The sequence below is a fragment of the Streptomyces sp. NPDC002076 genome (assembly GCF_053593835.1).
Genome location: NZ_JBSFDI010000021.1, coordinates 67,550 through 88,302, shown reverse-complemented (window position 1 = coordinate 88,302; position 20,753 = coordinate 67,550). Strand labels below are relative to the sequence as shown.

Genomic DNA, 20,753 nt, shown 5'->3' with positions numbered 1-20,753 from the left:
TGCGCGTCTTTCCGTTGCCTTTGACAAGGTCCGTGCTGCGGGACGTCCTCACCGCTGCTCCCAGGAACGGAACGCCCTCAGGTGGTCCGGTGTGACCACCGCCTCCAGGCGCTCGTCGTCCTGGTCACCGCCGCCGAGCGCGGCCACCAGTCGCCGCGCCGGTACGTTGCGCTCCGTACGCTCCGCCGCCAGCCGGACTTTCGTGCAGCCCAGTTCCTCGGCACGGTCGGCCAGCCACCGCAACAGGCGTTCCTCGACTCCTCGGCCGAGCGCCCGGCAGCTCATCAGCCAGGCCAGGACATCCAGTTGGTCACCGTCCGCGCGTACGGCAAGCAGGGCGATCTGGCCGTAGTCGCCGAACCGATCCCGGGCCGTCGCCGTCCACACCTCGCCCCGCTGCAGCCACCGGGTGACGTCGCCGCCGTCGGCCGACCGGTGGTGGAGCGTGAACTGGTTGGTGCGGCGGACGAGTTGCTCGGCCCGCTGCACGTCGGCCTCGGACAGCCCCCTGATGTCCACCTCCAGCTGCAGTTGCGCGAGGAACTCCTCGAACCCGGCGGCTGCGCGGACGGTCTCCCGTTCCCGTTCCTGCGCGTAGAACCGGGCCCGCAGCGCGTCCTCGGCGGTCACCGCCGCGGGGACCAGCGGCCACAACCGGCCCAGGAACTCCTTCAGTTCGTCCGCGGACGGGCAGGTCACCGACAGCACCTGCGGCAGCGCGGAGCGCACCTTGGCGATCTCGGCGGGGTTGTCGTCCAGGAACAGGAAGCTGTCCAGGCCGAGGTCGAGCGTGCGTGCGGCCTCGGCCAGGCGGCCCGGCTTCGGTCCCCAGGCGGCCGACAGCACGCTGAAGTGCTCCGCCCTCAGCAGGCTGTCCGGGCGGTCCAGGACGGCGCGGACCGTGGCCTCGTCGTTGTTGGTGACGAGCGCCAGCAGCGCGCCCGCCTCGCGCCACTGCAGCAGCCTGCGCGCGAGCAGGGCGCGCGGACCGGTCAGATCGACGGCCTCGGGGCCGATCTCGCCGGCGACCCCGCCCCACAGGGTCTCGTCGCCGTCCACCGCGATCACCTTGGGCGCGGGGCGCAGCACCGCACGTACGACCTCGGCGAGCCGCAGTGCCACGGCCGCCTGGAAGGGCGGCGTGAAGGGCAGGTGGGCCAGCCGCTCGGTCCGCTCGTCGAAGCGTTCCCCGCCGGGGTGGTGCCGGGTCCACTCGTCGGTGCCGAGCACCGCGATGCCGGGCAGGCCGGCCAGGTCGGCGGCCACCTCGCGCTCCCACTGCGTCAGTCGGTCCTCCTGACGGGCGGCGGGCAGGAAGCCGACGATCAGCGGCTTGCGGGTGCGTTCGGACAGGGCCTTCAGCGCGGCCGGGTAGGCGGTGCGCAGCTCGGCGAGCAGCGCGTCGTCGACCGGGCCGAAGCGCTCCAGGTCCACCGCCCGCAGCAGCACCGCACCCACCGCGGTCGCGGGGTCGGCGAAGACACCCGAGGGGTCCTGGAGACTCGCGAGCACGTGGTGGTACGGCGCCTCGGCGATCGCCGGTCCGCCGTCCCCTGCCCCGTTCCCGACGGCTGCCTCGCACATCAGCGGGAGGTTGCCGAGGGCGAAGGTGGCGGCGAGGGCCAGGGACCGGCGAGGTGCGGGCGCCGTACCCGCGGGAGCCCGGGTGACGGCGCGCGCCGGTGCCGCAGGGTCCTCGGCCGCCTCCCCCAGCAACCGCAGGAACTCCTCCCCCAGCTCGGCGGTGGTCGCGGCGTCCAGGATGTCCAGGTTGTGGTCGAGCCGGATGCGTGCCGCATCCGGGGTCATGGTGATCATCAGGTCGAGGTCCGAGTAGCCGGTGCCGGCCGGCAGCACCTCCAGCCGGGTGAGGCGGCGCGAGGACCGTACGTAGTTGAAGTAGACCTCGACGAGCGGCGCGTTCTCCCGGTGCAGGCCTTCTCGGGCCAGGGTGGCCAGCACGTCGGAGAACATGGCGCCCTTGGCCAGGAGGCGCTGCAGGCGCGCGTCGGTGCGGTGCAGCACCTCGGCGACCTGTTCGCCCGCGCGGGCCTCGGCCGGGAACGGCACCGGCACGCCGAAGAAGCCCACCGCGTCGTACGCGTCGGCGTGGATGCGGGTGTCCACGGGCACGGCGAGCACGAACCGCTCCCGTTGCCGCTTCCTGGCCAGCAGCACCGTCAGGGTGCCGAGGCAGAAGGCGGCGGGAGTGACCGCCAGCCTGCTCGCGGCCGCCGCGACCCGTTCCATCAGCCCGTCGGGAAGCGTCACGGTCACGCTGCCGGCCCGGTACGACCGGGTCGCCGGGCGCGGGCGGTCCAGCTCCAGGTCGAGCCGTTCGCTGCCGTGGAAGTGCTCGCGCCACTCGGCGCCCGCCCCCTCGCCGCCCTGCTGGGCCTCGATGAGCAGGGCGATGTCGCGGTTGGTGACGGCGGCGTCGAGTGGGGTGCCGGACAGTTCCGCGTCGATCTCCCCGGCCACGAGCAGCAGCGACTGCAGGTCGCTCACGGCGTGGTGGGCGCCGAACACGAGGATCTGGCCGTGTGCGCCGCCGTCCACCAGCTCGAACCGCCACAGCGGTGTCGTCGCCAGGTCGAACGGCGGCTCCAGCAGGGCGCGCAGGCGCTCGGCGCCGTCGAGTGGGCCTTCGACGTCCGTCCAGCGCAGCACCGGCTGTGCCGGCTCCCGGTCCACGCGCAGCTGCCGGACGCCTTCCTCCCCGGTGACGATGGCGGTGCGCAGGGCCGCGTGCCGCGCGACGAGCCGGGTGAGGATGCCGGTGAGCGTCTCCGGTGTGGTCGGCGCGGTCAGTCGTACGGCGAGGCCGATGCCGTGCGCCGCGTCCGGCATGCTCGGTCGGGCGCTGCGCAGCAGTCGTACGACGTCGCGTGTCGCGGGCCGCAGTTCGGTCTCCGGGACCTCCCCGGCGAGGTCGCCGGAGTCCTGCCGCGCCACGGCGCCCCGCTCCGGAAGACCCTCGGCCAGGGCCTGGGCGAGGCGGCGGATGTCGGACGCCGCGAACACGTCCGCGGCCGGGAGCTCCACGCCCAGTTCGCGGACGAAGGCGTTGCGCAACCGCACCAGCATCAGGGAGTCCAGGCCCAGTTCCTTCAGGGCCGTGGTCGCCGACACGTCGACCGCTCCTCCGGATACCTCGCCGACCCGGGCCCGGACGTACGCCTCCAGCCAGATGGCACGGTCCTGGTCGGTCGTCACCGCGAACACCTTCTTGACGAGGTCGTCCGAGGCGGCCGTGCCCGTCGGGACGGTGACCAGGTCGCCCAGGATCGGGCGGGTGCGCACGGCGTCGGGTACGAGTGTCAGCATCTCCCGGTCCAGGGCGATCGGCGCGAGCTGGCGGCGGGCGGTGGCCAGGACCCGCTCGAACAGCTCACCTCCCTCCTGCGGCGAGAAGGCGACCAGGCCCGAGCGGCTGGTCTCGGAGGCCCGGGTGCCGGACCCGGCGACCATGCCGACACCGGCCCAGGCCCCCCAGTCCAGGCTCAGCGCACGGCGGTCGGTGCGGGAAAGGTGGTGTGCCCAGGCGTCGAGGAAGGCGTTCGCCGCCGAGTACGGGCTCTGCCCGGCCGACCCGAGGAGTCCTGCCGCGGAGGCGAACAGGACCAGGTTCCGGGCCTCCGGGATCAGCTCGGTGAGCAGAGCGGTGCCCAGGACCTTCGGAGCGAGGACGCGCAGGACGCGTTCGTCGGTCAGGTTCGCCAGCGTGGCGTCGTCGAGCACGCCGGCGGTGTGCACGACCGTGGCGACCGGGCCACAGGCGTGCCGTACGGCGGCCAGGGCGGCCGTGAGACTCTCCCGGTCGGCGACGTCGGCGCGGGCCAGGTGCACGGTGACGCCTCGCTCTTCGAGACCCGTGATCCAGTTCCTGGCCTCCGCGTCGGGCGTGCCCCGGCTCATGAGGGCCAGTCGGCGGGCCCCGCGGCGGACCAGCCGCTCGGCGACGACGCGGCCGAGGCCGCCCAGACCACCGGTGATCAGGTGCACACCGTCCAAGGAGGTCTCGCCGTGACCGCCGTCGTCCGGGCGGGTGTGGGCCAGGCGCGGCACCAGGCGGCCGGTGCCGCGCAGCGCGACGAGCCGTTCGTCGTCGGCGTGCCTGAGCTGGGTCCACAGGGCGTCGATGCCGTCGGTGGGCGGCAGGTCGATCAGCGTGGTCGACAGCTCCGGATACTCCTGCGCCACGGTGAGCCCGAAGCCCCAGGCGAGCGCCTGCTGCGGGTTGGTCACCCCGGTGCTGTCGCCGGCTGCCTGGCTGCCGCGTACGACCACGAACAGGCGCGGAGCCCGGCCCTGCGGACGGCCGGCGAGGGCGCGCACCAGGTGCAGGGTGCTCAGGCAGCACAGCCGCGCCGCCTGCTCGGCCGATCCGGCGTCGCCGATCGCCGGGGCGTCGAGGGCGGTCAGCTGCACCACCTGCTCGGGCTGTCCGCCCGCGAAAGCCTCCTCCAGCAGCCGGGTCAGGTGGTCGGGGTCGGCCGGATCGAGGACGTAGCGTCCCGGTCCCTCGACGGCGAAGGCGCTGCCCCTGCGGGCGACGACGTGCGGCACCGAGGAGCCGAGCCGCTCGCCGAGAGCGTCCGCCACCCCGGTGTCGTCGGCCAGGATCAGCCAGTTGCCCTTCACCGGCGGTTCCTGCGCCACCGGGCGCGGGTGCCAGCGGGTCTCGTAGAGGGCGCCGTCCAGCGGCGAGAGCGCGGCCAGCCGGAACCCCTCCATCTCCAGGACGAGTTGCCCGTCCTCGTCCCAGATCCTGAGGTCCAGGGTGGCGCTGTCGCCGGACACGGAGCGCAGTTCGCAGCCGGCCCAGGCAGGCGTGGTGCGCAGTCCGGTGAACCGCAGCCGTCCCGCCCCGGCGGGCACGAACGCCCGGCCCTCGGGCGCGTCCCCGGGCAAGGCGGCCGTGTGGAACGCTGCGTCGAGGACCGCGGGGTGCAGCAGATGGCCCGCGGCGGGCCTGGCGGCCAGCCGGCCCAGGGCCGCCGAGTGGCCGCGGCGGCCCTGCTCCAGGCCCCGGAAGGCAGGGCCGTAGTCGATGCCGAGGGCGCTCAGCCCGGCGTACACCGCCGGCAGGTCCGCGTCCTGCGTACACCGCTCACGCATGGTGGCGAGCGGCACCTCGTCGAACCGCACGCCGTCGGGTCGCACGTCGGCCGGGGGCTGCTCGCCGGACACCGCGATGCGTCCGCTGACGTGCCGCTCCCACCGCGGGCGCCGCTCACCGGCGGCAGCGGAGGCGACGGTGAAGGACCTGAAGCCGTCCCGGGCGGGCCGCAGCACCAGCTGCACCCGTACGGGCCGTTCGGGATCCATCCGCAACGGCTGCACGAACTCGATCTCACTCAGGTGGACTTGGCGCCCGTCCTGCACCGCGGAGGCGGCCTCCAGCACCATGGCGAGGAAGGCGGCGCCGGGCAGCCAGACCTCGCCGTCCACCCGGTGGTCGTTCAGATAGGCGAAGCGGCTGTCCCGCAGGTCGATGTCGCTCTGGAAGAGGTGCCGGTCGGGCTCGTCGCTGGACTCGACGTGGGTGCCGAGGACCGGTGAGGAGCCCGTGGCGGTGGCCGGGGCGGGCGTGAGCCAGTGGCGTTCGCGGGCGAAGGCGTACGTCGGCAGATCGACGCGGCGGCCATGGGGGAACAGCGCCGGCCAGTCGGGCGCGTGCCCCGCGACGTACAACTCGCCGACCCTGCGCAGCAGGACATCGGGTCCATCCTGCTGACGGCGCAGCGAGCCGACGCCGGCCACGTCGATCCCGGCCTCCGCCGCCACCGCCTCGATGGAGGACAGCAGCGACGGGTGCGGGCTGAGCTCGACGAAGTAGCGGTAGCCGTCGTCCAGCATCCGCCGGACGGTGTCGGCGAAACGGACGGGCTGCCTGAGGTTGGCGTACCAGTAGTCGGCGTCCAGCCGGTCGCCGGAGACGGGTTCGGCCAGCACCGCCGAGTACAGCGGCGTCGGCGCCTGTGCGCCCCGGATACCGGAAAAGCGGTCGAGCAACTCCGTGCGCAGAGGTTCCATCAGCGGGGTGTGCGAGGCGAACGGCGTCGACAGCCGTCGTACGGTGATCCCCCGCTCCTCGAGGTGGCGGCGCAGCTCGGCCAGCGCGTCGGCGGCGCCGGAGACGGCCGTGGAGCCCGCGCTGTTGACCGCGGCGACGAAGAGCCGGTCCGCGTAGGGGGCGAGCAGTTCCTCGACCTGCGCCCGCGGCAGCTCCACCGCGACCATGCCGCCCTGCCCGACCAACGGGACGACGGCCCGGGCCCGACCGGTCACCACGGCCACGGCGTCGTCCAGGCCGAGGGCGCCCACGCTGTAGGCGGCGGCGATCTCGCCCAGGCTGTGCCCGACCACGGCGTCCGGGACCACGCCGAGCTGCCGCCATGCGGCGGCCAGCGCCGAGTTGACCGCGAACAGCACCGGTTGCAGGCACTCGGTCCGGTGCAGCGGGGAGAACTCCTCAGGTGCCCGCAGCGCGTTGAGCACCGACCAGCCGACGTGCCGCTGCACCGCCTCGTCGATCCGGGTCAGCTCCTCGCGGAACGCCTCCGAGCCGGCCAGCAACTCCAGGCCCATGCCCGGCCATTGGCCGCCGTGCCCGGAGAAGACGAAGGCCACCTTGCCCGTCTCCCCCTCGCGCGGTGTGGGCGGCTGCGCCCGTCCGCTGCCCAACGCGTCGAGCGCGGCGCGCAGTTCGTCCACGTCGCCCGCCGTGACCGCCGCCCGCCAGGGGAAGTGGCTGCGGTGCCGGGCCAGGGTGTAGGCGACGTCCGGCAGCGCCGTGTCCCCGGTCAGGTGCCGGGCCAGCCGTGCGGCCTGGGCGCGCAGCGCGGCCTCGCTCCGCCCGGACAGGACGAACAGCCGCTTGCCGACCGGAGGTTCACCTGCGAGGCCGGGCTCCGGCGCGGACGGCGGGGCCTCCTCCACGATCACATGGGCGTTGGTCCCGCTGATCCCGAAGGCGCTGACGCCGGCCCGCCGGACGCGCTCCTTCGACGTCGGCCACGGCACGGCTTTCTGCAGCAGGTGCAGACCGCTGCCGTCCCACTCGACGTGCCGGCTGGGTGTGCCGGCGTGCAGGGTGGCCGGCAGCATCCGGTGGCGCAGCGACTGCACCACCTTGATCAGTCCGGCGATACCCGAGGCGGCCTGCGTGTGCCCGAGGTTGGACTTGAGCGAGCCCAGGTACAGCGGGCGGTGCCGGGGGCGGGAGGCACCGAAGACCTGCGCCAGGGCGTTCGCCTCGATCGGGTCGCCCAGCGTCGTGCCCGTGCCGTGCGCCTCCACATAGTCGATGTCGGCGGGTTCGAGACCGGACAGCTCAAGGGCCCGCCGGATCACCTGTTCCTGCGCCGGGCCGTTGGGCGCGGACAGGCCCTGGCTGCGGCCGTCCTGGTTGACGGCCGTGCCGCGCAGCACCGCAAGCACCTCGTCGCCGTCCCGCCGCGCGTCGCTCAGCCGCTTCAGTACGAGCATGCCGGCGCCCTCGGCCCAGACGGCGCCGTCGGCGTCGTCGGAGAAGGAGCGGCAGCGGCCGGTCGGGGACAGCCCCCGCAGCCGGCTGAACTCCACGAAGGTCTGCGGGGTCACCATGAGCGTCACACCGCCGGCCAGCGCCAGGTCGCACTCGCCCGACCGCAGCGCCTGCGCCGCCAGGTGCACCGCGACGAGCGACGACGAGCACGCCGTGTCCACCGTCAGCGCCGGGCCGTGCAGCCCGAGCGCGTACGCCAGCCGGCCCGACGCCACGCTGAGCGCCGACCCGGTTCCGACGTACCCGTCGAGCTGGTCGAGCCGGGAGCCCGACAGGTAGTCGCTGCCGAACATGCCGACGTACACGCCGGCGGTGCTGCCCGCCAGTTCGGCGGGGACGATCCCGGCACGCTCCAGCGCCTCCCACGCGGTCTCCAGCAGCAGCCGCTGCTGCGGGTCCATGGCGGCGGCCTCCTTCGGGGTGATGCCGAAGAAACCCGCGTCGAAGGACTCGATGTCGTCCAGGAAGCCGCCCTCCCGGGCGTACGACTTGCCCGGCGCCTCCGGGTCGGGGTCGTACAGCGACTCGACGTCCCAGCGCCCGGCCGGGAACGGGCCGACCGCGTCACGGCCCTCGGCGACCAGCTGCCACAGCTCCTCCGGGTCGCCCACGCCGCCCGGCAGACGGCAGGCCATGGCCACCAGGGCGACCGGCTCGTCGTGCGCCGCGGTGCGGGTGTGCGGCGCGGCGGGCGCGGGACGGCGGGCGGTGGGGCCGCTCGGCGCGATCACGGTGGCCAGCAGGTGCTCGGCGAGGCGGGCCGGGGTGGGGTGGTCGAACAGCAGGGTGGCCGGGAGCCGGGAGCCGAGGCGGGCACCGATGCGGTTACGGAGCTCCACCGCCGTCACCGAGTCCATGCCGAGGTCGCGCAGCGGCTGGTCGGCGCGGAGGGACTCCGCCGAGCGCAGACCGAGGGCGCGGGAGGCCTCCTCGCGGACCAGGGCCTGGACGCGGCCTGTGCGCTCGGCCTCCGGCAGCCGGGCCAGCCGGTCCGCCAGGCCGTCCGCGCCGTCCTGCCCGGTGCGGGGCGCGGGAAGCAGCGAGCGCCACAGGGCGGCCGCACCGCCTCCCGCGCCGGCCGTGGTCTCGCGCAGGCGGGGCAGGTCGAGCGCCCAGGCGACCAGGTGCGGGGCGTCCCGGCGCAGCGCGAGTTCGACGAGGTCGCGGCCCTGTTCCGGGGTGAGGGCGCGGTGGCCGAGGCGGGCCATCCGCTCCAGGTCGGCGTGTTCGGCGGCGAGGCCCTCGCCTGCCCAGGCGCCGAAGGAGATCGACACCGCGGGCAGCCCCAGGGCGCGCCGGTGGTGGGCGAGTTGGTCGAGGAAGGCGTTGGCGGCGGCGTAGTTGGCCTGGCCCGCGTTGCCGACGACACCGGCGGCGGAGGAAACCAGCAGGAACAGGTCGAGCTGCGCGTCCGCGGTGAGCCGGTGCAGGTGGGCGGCGCTGTCCACCTTGGGGCTGAGCACCCGCGCGAGGCGTTCGGGGGTCAGCTCGGCGACCACCCCGTCGTCCAGGACGCCGGCGCAGTGCACGACGCCGCGGAGTTCGCCGGCGACGGAACCGATGACGCCGGCCAGGGCCGCCGGGTCTGCGACGTCACACGCCGTCACCTCGACCTCGGCGCCGAGTGCTGTCAGTTCCGCGGTGACCTCGGCCGTGCGCGGGTCGTCGGCGCCGCTCCGGGACGTCAGCAGCAGTCGGGGCACGCCCCGTTCGGCGAGGAGCCGGGCGATGTGGCGTCCGACGGCGCCGAGGCCTCCGGTGATCAGTACGGTGCCGTCGACGGGTGTCCGTGCCCGGTCCGTGCCGGCGGCGCGGGCGCGCACGAGCCGGGGCACGAGCAAGGTGCCCGCGCGCCCGGCGAGTTCGGGCTCGTCCCGGTGCGCGACGGCGGCGAGCAGGGCAGCCGCGGGATCGGTGTCCTCGAGGTCGAGCAGTGTCAGCCCGAGGTCCGGATGCTCGGCACGGGCGCTGCGGGCCAGGCCCCACAGCGCCGACTGGGCGAGGCCCGGCACGGTGTCCCGGTCGTCGGCCGCGACCGCGCCGCGGGTCACCCAGACGGTCCGGGCGGGTGCCTCCTCCTGTGCGACGAGGGTCTGCAGTTCGGCCAGCGCGGCTTCCGTCATCTCCCGTGCGGCGGCGGCCGTTTCGGCGTCCTCGGCCGGTTGTGGCCAGAACCGCACGAGCACGTCGCCACCCGTGTCGTGCGCCTGGGCCCCCACCGCTTCGAAGCGGCGCGAGGCCGCAACGACGTCCGGGGCGGACGCGTCATCCACGACACGTCGGTCACGTGACGCCGACTCCCGGGCGTCAGCGGCAGGTTCGGCATCGGACACCGGCCGGGGCCAGGACCGTACGGGCACCTCGCCACCCCTGTCGCGGCACCGGATCCCCGCGGCTTCGAGGCCGCGCAGGGCCGCGGCGACGTCGGGGTCGGCCGGGTCGCCGACGACGGCCCAGGCACCGGCCGGGGCCTGGACGCCCGGTTCGGGCGCGGTCGTCCAGGCCACCTCGTACAGGTGCCGCCCGTTGCCCGAACCGCCGACGAGGTCAGCCGGGCTCGCGGCCCGCAGCCGTACCCCCTCCAGCCGGCCCGCGGGGAGGCCGTCGGCGTCCCACAGCGTCACGTCCAGAGTGAGATCCGTTTCGGTGGCGCCGGTGCGCCGCACGGACACGGTGAGGTCGTCGCCGCCGCCGTGCGACAGCGCGGCGCGGCCCACGGCGACCGGAAGGAGCACCCGGCCGTCGGGGGCGGCACCTCCTTCGAGGGCCGCGGCCACGTGCAGCGCGGCGTCCAGCAGCGCCGGGTGGACCGGGTAGGGGTCGGCCAGGTCGCGGGCCACGGACGGCAGCGACAGCCGGGCCAGCAGCTCGCCGGCGCCGGTCACCACCGCCTCCCGTACGCCCTGGAAGGCCGGACCGTAACCCAGGCCGAGCCCGGTCAGCCGCTCGTAGGTGTCCGGGCTCCAGGCGGGCTCCGCCGCCTCGGGCCACACCGGCGGCCGCCCCGCCACCGCGGTTGCCCCGGCCGCCGAGGCGGTGGCGTGCAGGGTCCAGCCGGTGGCCTCCTGACCGCGCGGGCGGCTGTGCACGGTGATCTCCGGTGCCGGGCCGGCGGTGACCACCTCGACGGACACCTCCACCGTGCCGGATGCGGGCAGCACGAGGGGTGCGAGCAGCAGCAGGTCGGTCACGTCGGCCGGGTCGTCCGGGCGGGCCACGGCGAGGGCGGCCCGGCACAGCTCCAGCAGGGTCGTGCCGGACACCACGGTCCTGCCGAACACGGTGTGGTCGGACAGCCAGTCGGCGGTGGCCGGGGACCACTCGTTGCGGAAGGTCCAGCGGGTCTCGTCGGCCGACTGCAACTGGACGCCGAGCACCGGGTGCGCGGCGCGGTCGAACAGGCCGGGGCTCCCCGAGGCGGACTCGGGTTCGATCCAGTGGCGCCGGGTGTCCCAAGCGTAGGTCGGCAGGTCCGCCCGGACGGTGTCGGCGACCAGGCGCCGCCAGTCCAACCGCCGTCCGTGGACGTGCAGTTCGGCGGCGGCGCGGTCCAGGCAGGCGGGTCCGTCCTCGTCGCGGCGGAGGGAGCCGACGGCGACCAGCTGGTGGCCGGAGTCCTCGCCGATCGTGTGCAGCGCGGTGAGCAGGGACGGATGCGGGCCGAGTTCGACGAAGTGGCGGTATCCGTCGGCCGCCATGCGCTCCACGGTGGGCGCGAAGCGGACTGGTTCGCGCAGATTGGTGTACCAGTAGTCGGCCTCCAGCTCCTCGGTGACCGGCTCACCGGTGACGGTGGAGTACCAGGCGACCGGCGTGGGGTACGTGGTCACGCCGTCGAGCTCGTCGAGGATCGTCGCGCGCACCTGCTCGACCTGGGCGCTGTGGGAGGCGTAGTCGACGTCGAGGCGGCGGATGAAGACCTGTTCCCGGTCGAGGTCGGCGAGCAGGCCCTCCAGCGGCTCCACGTCACCGGCGATCACGGTCGCCCGGCCGCTGTTCACGGCGGCGATCGAGACCCGGCCGCCGAGACCGTCGAGGCGGGTGACGACCTCGGTGTGCGGCAGGGCGACGACGGCCATGGCGCCGGTGCCGGACAGCTCGGTCAGTGAGCGGCTGCGCAGGGCGACCACCGCGGCCGCGTCGTTGAGGCTGAGCGCGCCGGCGACGCAGGCCGCGGCCACTTCGCCCTGGCTGTGCCCGATCACGGCGTCCGGCCGGATGCCACGGGCCCGCCACACCGCGGCCAGGGACACCATCACCGCGAAGAGCACCGGCTGGACGACGTCCACGCGGTCCAGGGACGGGGCTCCCGCCTCGCCACGCAGGACCGCCGCCGCGGACCAGACGGTGAACGGTCGCAGGGCGGCGTCGCAGCGGTCGAGCTCGTCGGCGAACACGGGATCGCGTTCGAGCAGGTCACGGGCCATGCCGGCCCACTGGGAGCCCTGGCCGGGGAAGACGAAGGCCACCTTGCCCGCGGGCAGCGTCCGCCGGGGGCCGATGGTCGGGCCGGGGTCGGGCCGGCCCTCCGCGAGGTCCCGCAGCGCGGTCAGCAGTTCGTCCCGGCCGGCCGCCTGGACGACGGCGCGGTGCTCGAAATGGGTGCGGTGGTGGGCCAGCGTCGCGGCCACGGCGGGCAGCGGCAACTCCGGCCGCGCGACGAGGCGTGCGTGCAGTCGGTCGGCTTGTCCCTGGAGCGCGGGGAGCGTGCGGGCGGAGAGCGGGAAGAGCGTCGGGCCGGGCAGCTCCGGCTCCGCCCGGGCCGGTGCGACGGTGTCCTGCGGTGCCTCCTCCAGCACGACGTGCGCGTTGGTGCCGCTGATGCCGAACGCGCTCACCCCGGCCCGCCGCACCCGGTCGCCGCCGCGCGGCCACGGCCGGGCGCTGCCGTGCACGGTCAAGCCGCTGCCCGCCCAGTCGACGTGCTCCGTGAGGGTCTCGGCGTGCAGGGACGGCGGCATGAGCTCGTGTCCGAGGGCGAGCACCGTCTTGATCACGCCGCCGATGCCCGCGGCGGCCTGGGTGTGACCGATGTTGGACTTCAGCGAGCCGACGCCGAGGGGCCGGCCGGCGGGGCGGCCCGGTCCGAAGACGGCGGCCAGTGCGCGCCCCTCGATGGGGTCGCCGAGCGGGGTGCCGGTGCCGTGCGCCTCGACGTGGTCCACGTCGTCCGGTGCGAGTCCGGCGGCGTCGAGGGCGGCGCGCAGCACCCGTTCCTGCGCCGGGCCGTTGGGGGCGCTCAGCCCCTGGCTGCGTCCGTCCTGGTTGACGGCCGAGCCCTTGACCACGGCGAGCACCCGGTCGCCGTCGCGGCGGGCGTCGGCGAGCCGCTTGAGCAGCACCACACCGCAGCCCTCGGCCCACACCACGCCGTCCGCGTCGGCCGAGAAGGGGCTGCACCGCCCGGTCGGCGACAGCCCGCGCAGCCTGCTGAACTCCACGTGCCCGCGCGGGGTCACCAGCAGGCTCGCGCCGCCCGCGAGCGCGAGGTCGCACTCACCTGCCGCCAGCGCGCGGGCCGCCAGGTGCAGGGCGACGAGGGAGGAGGAGCAGGCGGTGTCGACGGTGACCGCCGGGCCCTGCAGACCGAGGGTGTAGGCGATGCGCCCGGAGGCCACGCTGGGTGCCGAGCCCGTGCCGACGTGCCCGTCGAGCTGGGCCAGCGAGGCGGAGGCCAGGTATCCGCTGTCGTACAGGCCGATGTAGACGCCCGTGGAGCTGCCGTGCAGCGTCTCGGGGACGATCCCGGCCCGCTCGATCGCCTCCCAGCTGGTCTGCAGCAGCAGCCGCTGCTGCGGGTCCATGGCGTCGGCCTCCCGGGGCGAGATCCCGAAGAAGGCGGCGTCGAAGCGGTCGATGCCGTCGAGGAAACCGCCACGCAGCGTGTACGCCTTGCCGGTGGCCTCGGGGTCGGGGTCGTAGAGGCTCTGGGTGTCCCAACGGCCCGCCGGTACCTCGGAGATGACGTCCTCACCGGCGGCGAGCAGCCGCCACAGCCCTTCGGGGTCGTCGGCGCCGCCGGGGAAGCGGCAGGCCATGGAGACGATGGCGATGTCGTCGTCCGCCACCCGCGGCGGAGCCTCGACACAGGCCGGGCCGGCCGCCGGGGCGGGCCGCTCGCCGAGGACCGCGTCGGCCAGCGCGGCGATCGTGGGGTGGTCGAAGACGAGCGATGGCTCCAGTGGTCGGCCGGTCCGTGCGGACAGTTCCGCGGCCAGCGTCACCAACCCGCGTGACCCCAGCCCGAATTCCGCGATCGGCCGGTCCGGGTCGACGGCCAGCGGGTCGAGCCCGGCGGCCTCGGCGACGGCCGACCCCAGCCAGGCCCGTACGTCCTCGGCGGTGGTGAGGGGCGGGATGGTGGACTGCTTCCGGGGCTCGTTCGCAGGCATCTGGGCAGGTCCTCAAGCAACGGTGACGCGGGCGGATTCCGCACGACCGCATGCGGCAGCGGCGTACGGCTGACATCGGGTGATGTACGGCCGAAGTCGACGGACCTGCGGCCGCGGAGGGCGGACGTGCGGCCGGCGCGGGCGGGCGCGCCGACGGCGGCGGCGGGGTCATCCCGTGACGGACACGTCCACCAAGGCGAGGGTGCCGTCGAGGTAGGCCGCCCGGGAGGCGCGCCGCTGGATCTTCCCGCTCGACGTCTTCGGGATGGTGCCGGGGCGGACCAGCACCACGTCCCGCACCGACAGGCCATGGGCCTCGCCGATCGCGCTGCGCACCAGGTCGGTGATCTTCTCGGCCTCGCCGGCCGCCTCGGGCGCCACCTCGGCCACCACGACGACCTGTTCGCCCTCCGCACCGCCGGCGTCCACGGAGAACGCCGCGGTGCAGCCGGGCCGCAGTGCCGGGTGGGACAACTCCGCGGACAGCTCCAGGTCCTGCGGGTAGTGGTTGCGCCCGTCGATGACGACGAGGTCCTTCAGGCGGCCGGTGACGAACAGTTCGCCGTCCCGCACGAAGCCGAGGTCGCCCGTGCGCAGGAAGCGGCCCTCGCGGCCGGTCAGGGTGGCGCGGAAGGTCTCGCGGGTGGCCAGGGTGTTGCGCCAGTAGCCCTTGGCCACGCTCGCGCCGGCGACCCATATCTCGCCGACCTCGCCCTCGGCCAGTTCCTCCTGCCGGTCAGGGTCGGCGATCACCACGGTGATCCCGGTCCCGGGCCGGCCGCAGCCCACGGCGGCCGCGTCCGCCTCGCCGGCGTGCGGGCCGGTCTCGGCGGCCTCCAGCAGGGTGGGCGGGGCGCCCACCGCACCGCCGGTGACCATCAAGGTGGCTTCGGCCAGGCCGTAGCAGGGGTAGAACGCCTCATGGCGGAAGCCTGCCGCGCGGAAGGTCTCGGTGAACCGTCGCAGCGTGGCCGCGCGCACCGGTTCGGCGCCGTTGAAGGCGACCTTCCACGCGCTCAGGTCGAGGCTGTCGACCAGGTCGGCGGTGGTGTGCTTCAGACACAGCTCGTAGGCGAAGTTGGGGCCGCCGCTGGTGTGCGGGCGGTAACGGCTGATCGCGGTCAGCCAGCGATCGGGGCGCTGCAGGAAGTGCAGCGGCGAGAAGAGCGTGGCCGTGGCGCCCAGGTACAGCGTGTTCAGCACCGGGCCCATGAGACCCATGTCGTGGTAGACGGGGAGCCAGCTGAGGATCAGTTCCCGGTCATGCTCCGCGAGGGCCTCAGGGGTGTGCCCCATCCGCTCGGTGATGATCCGCTCGTTGTCCAGCAGGTTGCCGTGGGTGACCGCCACACCGCGCGGGGCGGAGGTGGAGCCGGAGGTGTACTGGAGGAAGGCCACCGAGTCGGCGGTGAGGTCGGGAGCGTGCCAGGAGCCGGCCGCGTCGTCGGGAATGTCCTCGGTGGCGACGCGGGGGACCGTGTCCGGTTCGGGCAGCTGCTCGGTCCATGTGCGCAAGTCGCGGATGACTTCGCGGCCGCCGAGGATCACCTTGGCGTCGGAGTCGGCCATCAGACGCTTCATCCGGACGAGAGCGCGGTGGTTCTGCGACCGTCCCTGCGGGGGCACGCCCGGCACGGCGACCACGCCGGCGGCGAGGCAGCCGAGAAAGGCGGAGACGAACTCCAGGCCGGGTGGATGGAGCAGCAGGGCGCGCGAGCCGGCCAGGCCGCGGTCCTGAAGCCAGCCGGCCACGGCCCGGGAGCGGTGGGCCAGTTGTCCGTAGGAGATGTCCTGGATGTCCCCGTCGCAGTCGCCGGTGAGGAGGTACCGGTAGGCGGTACGGTCGGGCTGTTGCTGGGCGTGTGCGGTCAGTAATTCGACCAGGGAACGAGCCATGTGACGAGTCCCACCTGTCCGGGTCAGCGGGTGAGGGAACTGGAGTTCGACGGCCGCGTGATGCGCACGCGCAGAAGCCGTTGACCGGGCCCCCTTGCCAGGTCATCCGTCTCGCCACTCGCCCGGCGGCGAGATGGCCGCAGGTCTCCCCGCGTCCCCCCACTCAGCTTGCTACCAATGAGTAACACCATAACAAGTCCCGCCGGTCGACGGGTCGAACGCGTGTAAACCCTGTGTGTCCAAAAGGAGTTGGCTGTCCGCCGGCTCCGCTGGGCCGGCTCGCCCATCCACGCACCCGGCGCCCGCCCGGCAGCCGGAGCCGCCCGAGCATTCTGCCTTTCCAGTGCCACGACTGCACCTGCCCGCCGACGCCGGGCCGATTTTCGACTTCGGCTCGAAACACTCAATGCCGGTGCGTCCGGCCTCACACCGTGCTGTTGTCCGGACGCGGTGACCGTGAGAAGGAGATCGAGATTGTCGTGCTTCGGCACCAGGTCGCGGTTCTGCGCCGTCAGGTCGATCGGCCTGACCTGAGAGACGGAGACCGGGTCCTGTTGGCCGCGTTGTCCCGGTTACTGCCTCGGTCATCGTGGAAGAGCTACTTCGTGACGCCGGCGACGTTGCTGCGCCGGCATCGCCGTCTGATCACCCGCAAGTGGACGCGCCGCCGCTCATCCGGGGTCGGTCGTGAAGCAGCTAAGGGAACGGCACGAGCTGGGCGGTGACCCGGTCTCCGCGGTCCGCTGCTCGCCAACGACGGCCGGGGCCACGGGGTCGCCTGCGCCCGGTCAGGATCCGATGTCTTCACCGGATACGCGCTCACCGCACGGCAGGTCGCGCCGGACACTGTATGGGCCGCATTCGCCACGGTTCCAGTCGACACCGGCAACCGGGCCGCGCTGTGACGGGTGGCAGCATGGTCAGTCGCTTGCAGCCGTTCACGGGGTGGTGCAACAAGGTGACGCACTATGTTCATCGTGTTGTCACCTTCATGCGAACCGACACCGGAAGTGTGACCCGTGTAAGGCGGTTGACGGAGAGGCCCTGAAACGTGACGGTGTGCTGGCGTGGAACGGTGACCGCGGGTCGCTCAAGGACATGGATGCCGGTGCTGGCCTGGGCGGTGACGCGAACCGCACTGCTGCTGACGCTCTTCGGCGCCCTGCGCTTCCCCGGTGACGACGTCCGCCCCGACGTGGTCGTCATCTACCACGGCTGGTACGAACGGCTGCTGACCGGCAGCTTTCCGGTCGGCGACGTCACCTGGCAGTACCCGCCCGCCGCAGCGGCGGTCTTCCTCGCTCCGGCACTGCTGCCGTTCCTGACGTACTCCCACGCCTTCTACCTGCTCGCCTGCGCGGCAGACGCGACAGTCCTGGCGATGCTGCTGCGAGCCGGGCGGGCCCACGGCCGGGACCTGGCCGGCGCCTGGCTGTGGGTCGCCGGGGTCGCCGTGCTCGGCCCGCTGGCCCTGGCCCGATATGACGTGATGGTCACCGCCCTCGCGGTCGCCGCCCTGCTGGCCGCCGCACGGCATCCCCGGGTGGCGGGGGCGCTGGCCGGGATCGGCGCGCTGGTCAAGGTCTGGCCCATACTCGTGCTCGCCGGTGCGCGACGGGGTCTCACGACCCGCCGCTCCTGGGTGGCGGCGTTGGTCACCACCGTCGGCGTCAGCGCCGCGTTCCTGGCTTTCACCCGGGGACCGTTCGCGTTCCTCACCGAGCAGCGTCAGCGCGGCGTCGAGATCGAGTCGCTGGGAGCGCTGCCGTTTCATGTCCTGCGCTGGCTCGGTCTGTGGCACGGCACCTGCCGGCTGCACTACGGGTCGTTCGAGTTCCTGGGGCCGTATGTACCCACCGCGGCCCGGATCGCGCTGGCCGGCGCGGTCCTGGCCTTCTGCTGGTTGGTCTGGTGGCGGGTACGCGTCCGCACTTTCAGCGACGCCGTGCTCTACGACGCTGCGTTCGCCGCGGTGCTGGTCTTCGTCACCACCAGCCGGGTGATCAGTCCGCAGTACCTGATCTGGCTGCTCGGCCTCGGCGCGCTCTGCCTGACCAGCCGATCCACGGTCCAGCGCAGGCCCGTGCTGCTCATCCTGGTCGCGTGCTTCTTCACGGTGCTCGAATTCCCCATCGGCTTCGGCCCGGTCGTGCGGAGCAATCTGCCGGGCATAGTCGTACTGCTGATCCGCGACGGGCTGCTTCTGGTGGCAACGGTCTCGTCCTGCCGCCGGCTCTGGCGCAGTACGACCTCGCGGCCGGAAGCGACGCCTGACGACGCGGCGTCCTCGGACGCGGACTACGCGGTGGCACACATGAGTTGAGCCGCACCAGGGCCATGGGCGTCACCCCCCGCCCCGATGAATCCAGGCGTCGAGTCCGGGACGCACCTGGCTGTCCATGGCCATGGACAGCTCCCACTCCATGACGTTCCCGGCGAGCGAGCGCAGGAGTTCTCCTGGCAGGGCTGCTGTGCTGCAGTGTCTGCGGCCGACGCATGGAGTCCCACTGGACTCACCACCGCCCCGGCTACCGATGCCGCCACGGCCACACCAGCGCTACCCGGTCCGACCCCGGTCGCGCTCCAAACGCCCACCTGCGCGAAGACCAGGTACTGCCACACCTGCCGGCCCTGCATCTCCGCCTCACCAGCCGCCTGGACCCTCCGGTGTCGGCACCCGTGAGCCGTGTACCCGGCGCCGCCGACACCGGCGACTACGAGTCGGCCAAGGCGTGCGGGGCCTACGTGCTGGTCCGCGCGGCCGGCGGAGCCACCATCACGGTACGGATCGTCAACGAATGCCCGTCGCCCTGCGCGCCGGGACAACTCGACCTCAGCCGACAGGCGTTCGCCAAGCTCGCCGACCCGTCGGTGGGCCGGCTCCCGATCACCTGGTCGCTGCTGAGCCCGGACCTGCCGGGCACGATCACCATCCGGTACAAGACCGGGTCCACCAAGTGGTGATGCGGGATCCAGGTGATCGGCCACCGGAACCCGGTGGCCGCGCTGGAGGTGCGGACCGCCGGCGGCTGCGGCAGTTGCCCCGCACCGACTACAACTACTTTCTGGCCGCCGATGGCACCAGCTGTGGCGGGGCGCTCAGGATCGCCGACATCTACGGGCCGTCGACGGCGTCGCCGTGCGGCTGGACGTCGCGCAGCCGACCGGCATCGAGTTCGCCCGGCATTGACCAGCCCGCTGGACAGCCATCACCGGCCCGCAACCGAGCACGACCGCCGTTCGGATCCCGGGCTGGGCACTGTTAGGCTGCACCCCCATTGTTAAACGCGCAACCAACGCGCACGTCATTGCCAGGAGAGGGCGACCGGGGGATGGTCCTCGATGACGCGTCCGCGGAGTTCCACGAATTCTTCGAACGCCACTATGCCGAACTCGCCCGTCTAGCACACCTCCTGACCGGCGAGACCGACGCGGCGGACGACCTCGCGGCGGATGCCCTGGTCGCCCTGTGGCAGCGCTGGGACCGGTTGCAGCAGGCCGACCACCCGCTCGCCTACGCCCGCGGTGTGGTGGCCAACCTGGCGCGGGGACGGATCCGCAGCGCGGTGCGCGAGCGACTCCGGATCACGCTGTTCTGGTCCCGCAGCCCCGAGAAGGTGGAGGGGCCGGACATGGCGGCCGTGCTGGACGTCCGCGCGGCGCTCGCCCAGCTGCCGTTCCGCAAGCGCGCCTGCGTGGTGCTGCGGCACGCCTTCGACCTGTCGGAGAAGGACACGGCGGCAGCGCTGGGCATATCGGTCGGTACGGTGAAGAGCCAGACCTCGAAGGGAATGGCCGAGCTGGAAAGGATACTGGGCGCGCGAGCGGTCGGGGACCTGGTGGCAGGGAGGAGGAACCGGTGAACGAGGAGATCGCCCGTCGGCTGCGCGAGGCCGCCGAGGCCCACCGGCCCGACCGTGCGAGGATGCTGGCCCGGGTGCAACGCGGCATGGCCGGCCCCGGCGTCCGTCACCGCGCCAGGCCGTTCGCGAGGTCCGGTACCAGGGTCGCGCTCGCCGGGCTCGCCGCCACCGGCATCCTGGCGACCGGCGGCCTCGCCGTCGCCGCCATCGTCGCGCACTCGTCGCCGTCGGCCACCGTGACCACGCCTGCCACCCCGTCCCCGACCGTCAGCTCCCCGCACCCGACATTGGGCCGCCCCACCCCTGTCGCGCCGGCCCCGGCCACCACCCCGGGCAGCTCACGCCCGACTCCACCGACCGCCAGTCCATCACCGTCCGCCGGCGAGAGCCAGAACGGACCGCTGTGGTCGGCCGGCTCGGTGGACCCGCACAGCACCGTCTACTGGACGCAGAGCAACCTCGCCCTCAAGACGACCCAGCCGCTCACCTCGCTCACGGTCGAGATGCGGATCGTGCGGACCGGCGGGGCGAAGATCACCGGCACCTGGCAGACCCTGCCGAGTGCTGACTTCACCGTCACCACCCAGGAGGCCGGCGGCACGCTGGTCTACCGCTGGGTCCTCAAGCCGGGCCTGACCGTGCCGGCCGGGAGCTATGAGTTCGCCGCCCAGTTCAACAACGGCACCGGCGTGCGCAGTGCCGCGGGCGACGGCTACCGCGTCGACGCGCAGGGTTCGGGCGGCTCCGCGTCGGTCCGGGGAGGGTTCGTCCCGACCCGGTGAACGCCGCTGTGCGGCAAGGACGAGTCCCCTTGCCGCACAGCTCGATGGGAGAACAAGTACCCGAACTGCTATTACGGGGTCCAGTCGGCCGGGCCGGCGTTGGTCCCGTCGGCGTAGGTGGCCTCCATGGTGGCCAGCAGGTCGCCGTGGAACTGGGTGGGGACGGTGACGGCGGCCGTGAAAATTCTTCCCTCGATCGCGGCAACCTTTGTGTGCGTGGCGGCAACTGGCGGGTAACGAGGCCGGATCAAGGCCCGCTGTGCCAGAA

7 protein-coding genes and 1 pseudogene are annotated in these 20,753 nt (G+C 73.7%); 5 read left to right on the top strand and 3 right to left on the bottom strand.

The genetic code is table 11. From position 1 onward, the window contains the following. Positions 1 to 48 precede the first annotated feature (48 nt). Positions 49 to 13,944, bottom strand: coding sequence for an SDR family NAD(P)-dependent oxidoreductase (locus tag ACWCQS_RS34805; RefSeq protein WP_451008151.1), 13,896 nt, complete (start codon positions 13,942 to 13,944; stop codon positions 49 to 51). Positions 13,945 to 14,112: 168 nt separating this feature from the next. After that, positions 14,113 to 15,840 (bottom strand): fatty acyl-AMP ligase, encoded by a 1,728-nt coding sequence (locus ACWCQS_RS34800; RefSeq protein WP_451008150.1) that lies wholly within the window; start codon positions 15,838 to 15,840, stop codon positions 14,113 to 14,115. 1,102 nt (positions 15,841 to 16,942) lie between these two features. Between ACWCQS_RS34800 and ACWCQS_RS34795 the strand changes: the two genes are divergently transcribed. The 5 genes and pseudogenes from ACWCQS_RS34795 (at position 16,943) to ACWCQS_RS34775 (ending at position 20,485) form a co-directional block, all read left to right on the top strand. Beyond that, entirely contained in the window at positions 16,943 to 18,163 is a 1,221-nt protein-coding gene (locus ACWCQS_RS34795; protein ID WP_451008149.1) for a glycosyltransferase 87 family protein, read from the top strand. A 173-nt stretch (positions 18,164 to 18,336) separates the two neighbouring features. Further along, positions 18,337 to 18,393 (top strand): annotated as a pseudogene (locus ACWCQS_RS34790) (hypothetical protein); the annotation flags it as partial. Between the two features lie 126 nt (positions 18,394 to 18,519). Then, complete coding sequence (locus ACWCQS_RS34785) at positions 18,520 to 18,804, top strand: expansin EXLX1 family cellulose-binding protein (protein ID WP_451008234.1); 285 nt, start codon at positions 18,520 to 18,522, stop codon at positions 18,802 to 18,804. A gap of 368 nt (positions 18,805 to 19,172) precedes the next feature. After that, positions 19,173 to 19,703 (top strand): SigE family RNA polymerase sigma factor, encoded by a 531-nt coding sequence (locus ACWCQS_RS34780; protein WP_451008148.1) that lies wholly within the window; start codon positions 19,173 to 19,175, stop codon positions 19,701 to 19,703. Further along, on the top strand, positions 19,700 to 20,485 hold the full coding sequence (locus ACWCQS_RS34775) for a hypothetical protein (RefSeq protein WP_451008147.1): 786 nt from the start codon (positions 19,700 to 19,702) through the stop codon (positions 20,483 to 20,485). Before ACWCQS_RS34780 ends, ACWCQS_RS34775 begins: the two co-directional genes overlap by 4 nt. Positions 20,486 to 20,556: 71 nt before the next feature. On the opposite strand, the gene ACWCQS_RS34770 is transcribed toward ACWCQS_RS34775, so the two are convergent. Beyond that, on the bottom strand, positions 20,557 to 20,736 hold the full coding sequence (locus tag ACWCQS_RS34770; RefSeq protein ID WP_451008146.1) for a hypothetical protein: 180 nt from the start codon (positions 20,734 to 20,736) through the stop codon (positions 20,557 to 20,559). Positions 20,737 to 20,753 lie beyond the last annotated feature (17 nt).

Coding starts and splice junctions, on each gene's coding strand:
- ACWCQS_RS34795 (WP_451008149.1), top strand. CDS start 16,943: ATGCCGGTGCTGGCCTGGGCGGTGACGCGAACCGCACTGCTGCTGACG.
- ACWCQS_RS34800 (WP_451008150.1), bottom strand. CDS start 15,840: ATGGCTCGTTCCCTGGTCGAATTACTGACCGCACACGCCCAGCAACAG.
- ACWCQS_RS34780 (WP_451008148.1), top strand. CDS start 19,173: ATGGTCCTCGATGACGCGTCCGCGGAGTTCCACGAATTCTTCGAACGC.
- ACWCQS_RS34805 (WP_451008151.1), bottom strand. CDS start 13,944: ATGCCTGCGAACGAGCCCCGGAAGCAGTCCACCATCCCGCCCCTCACC.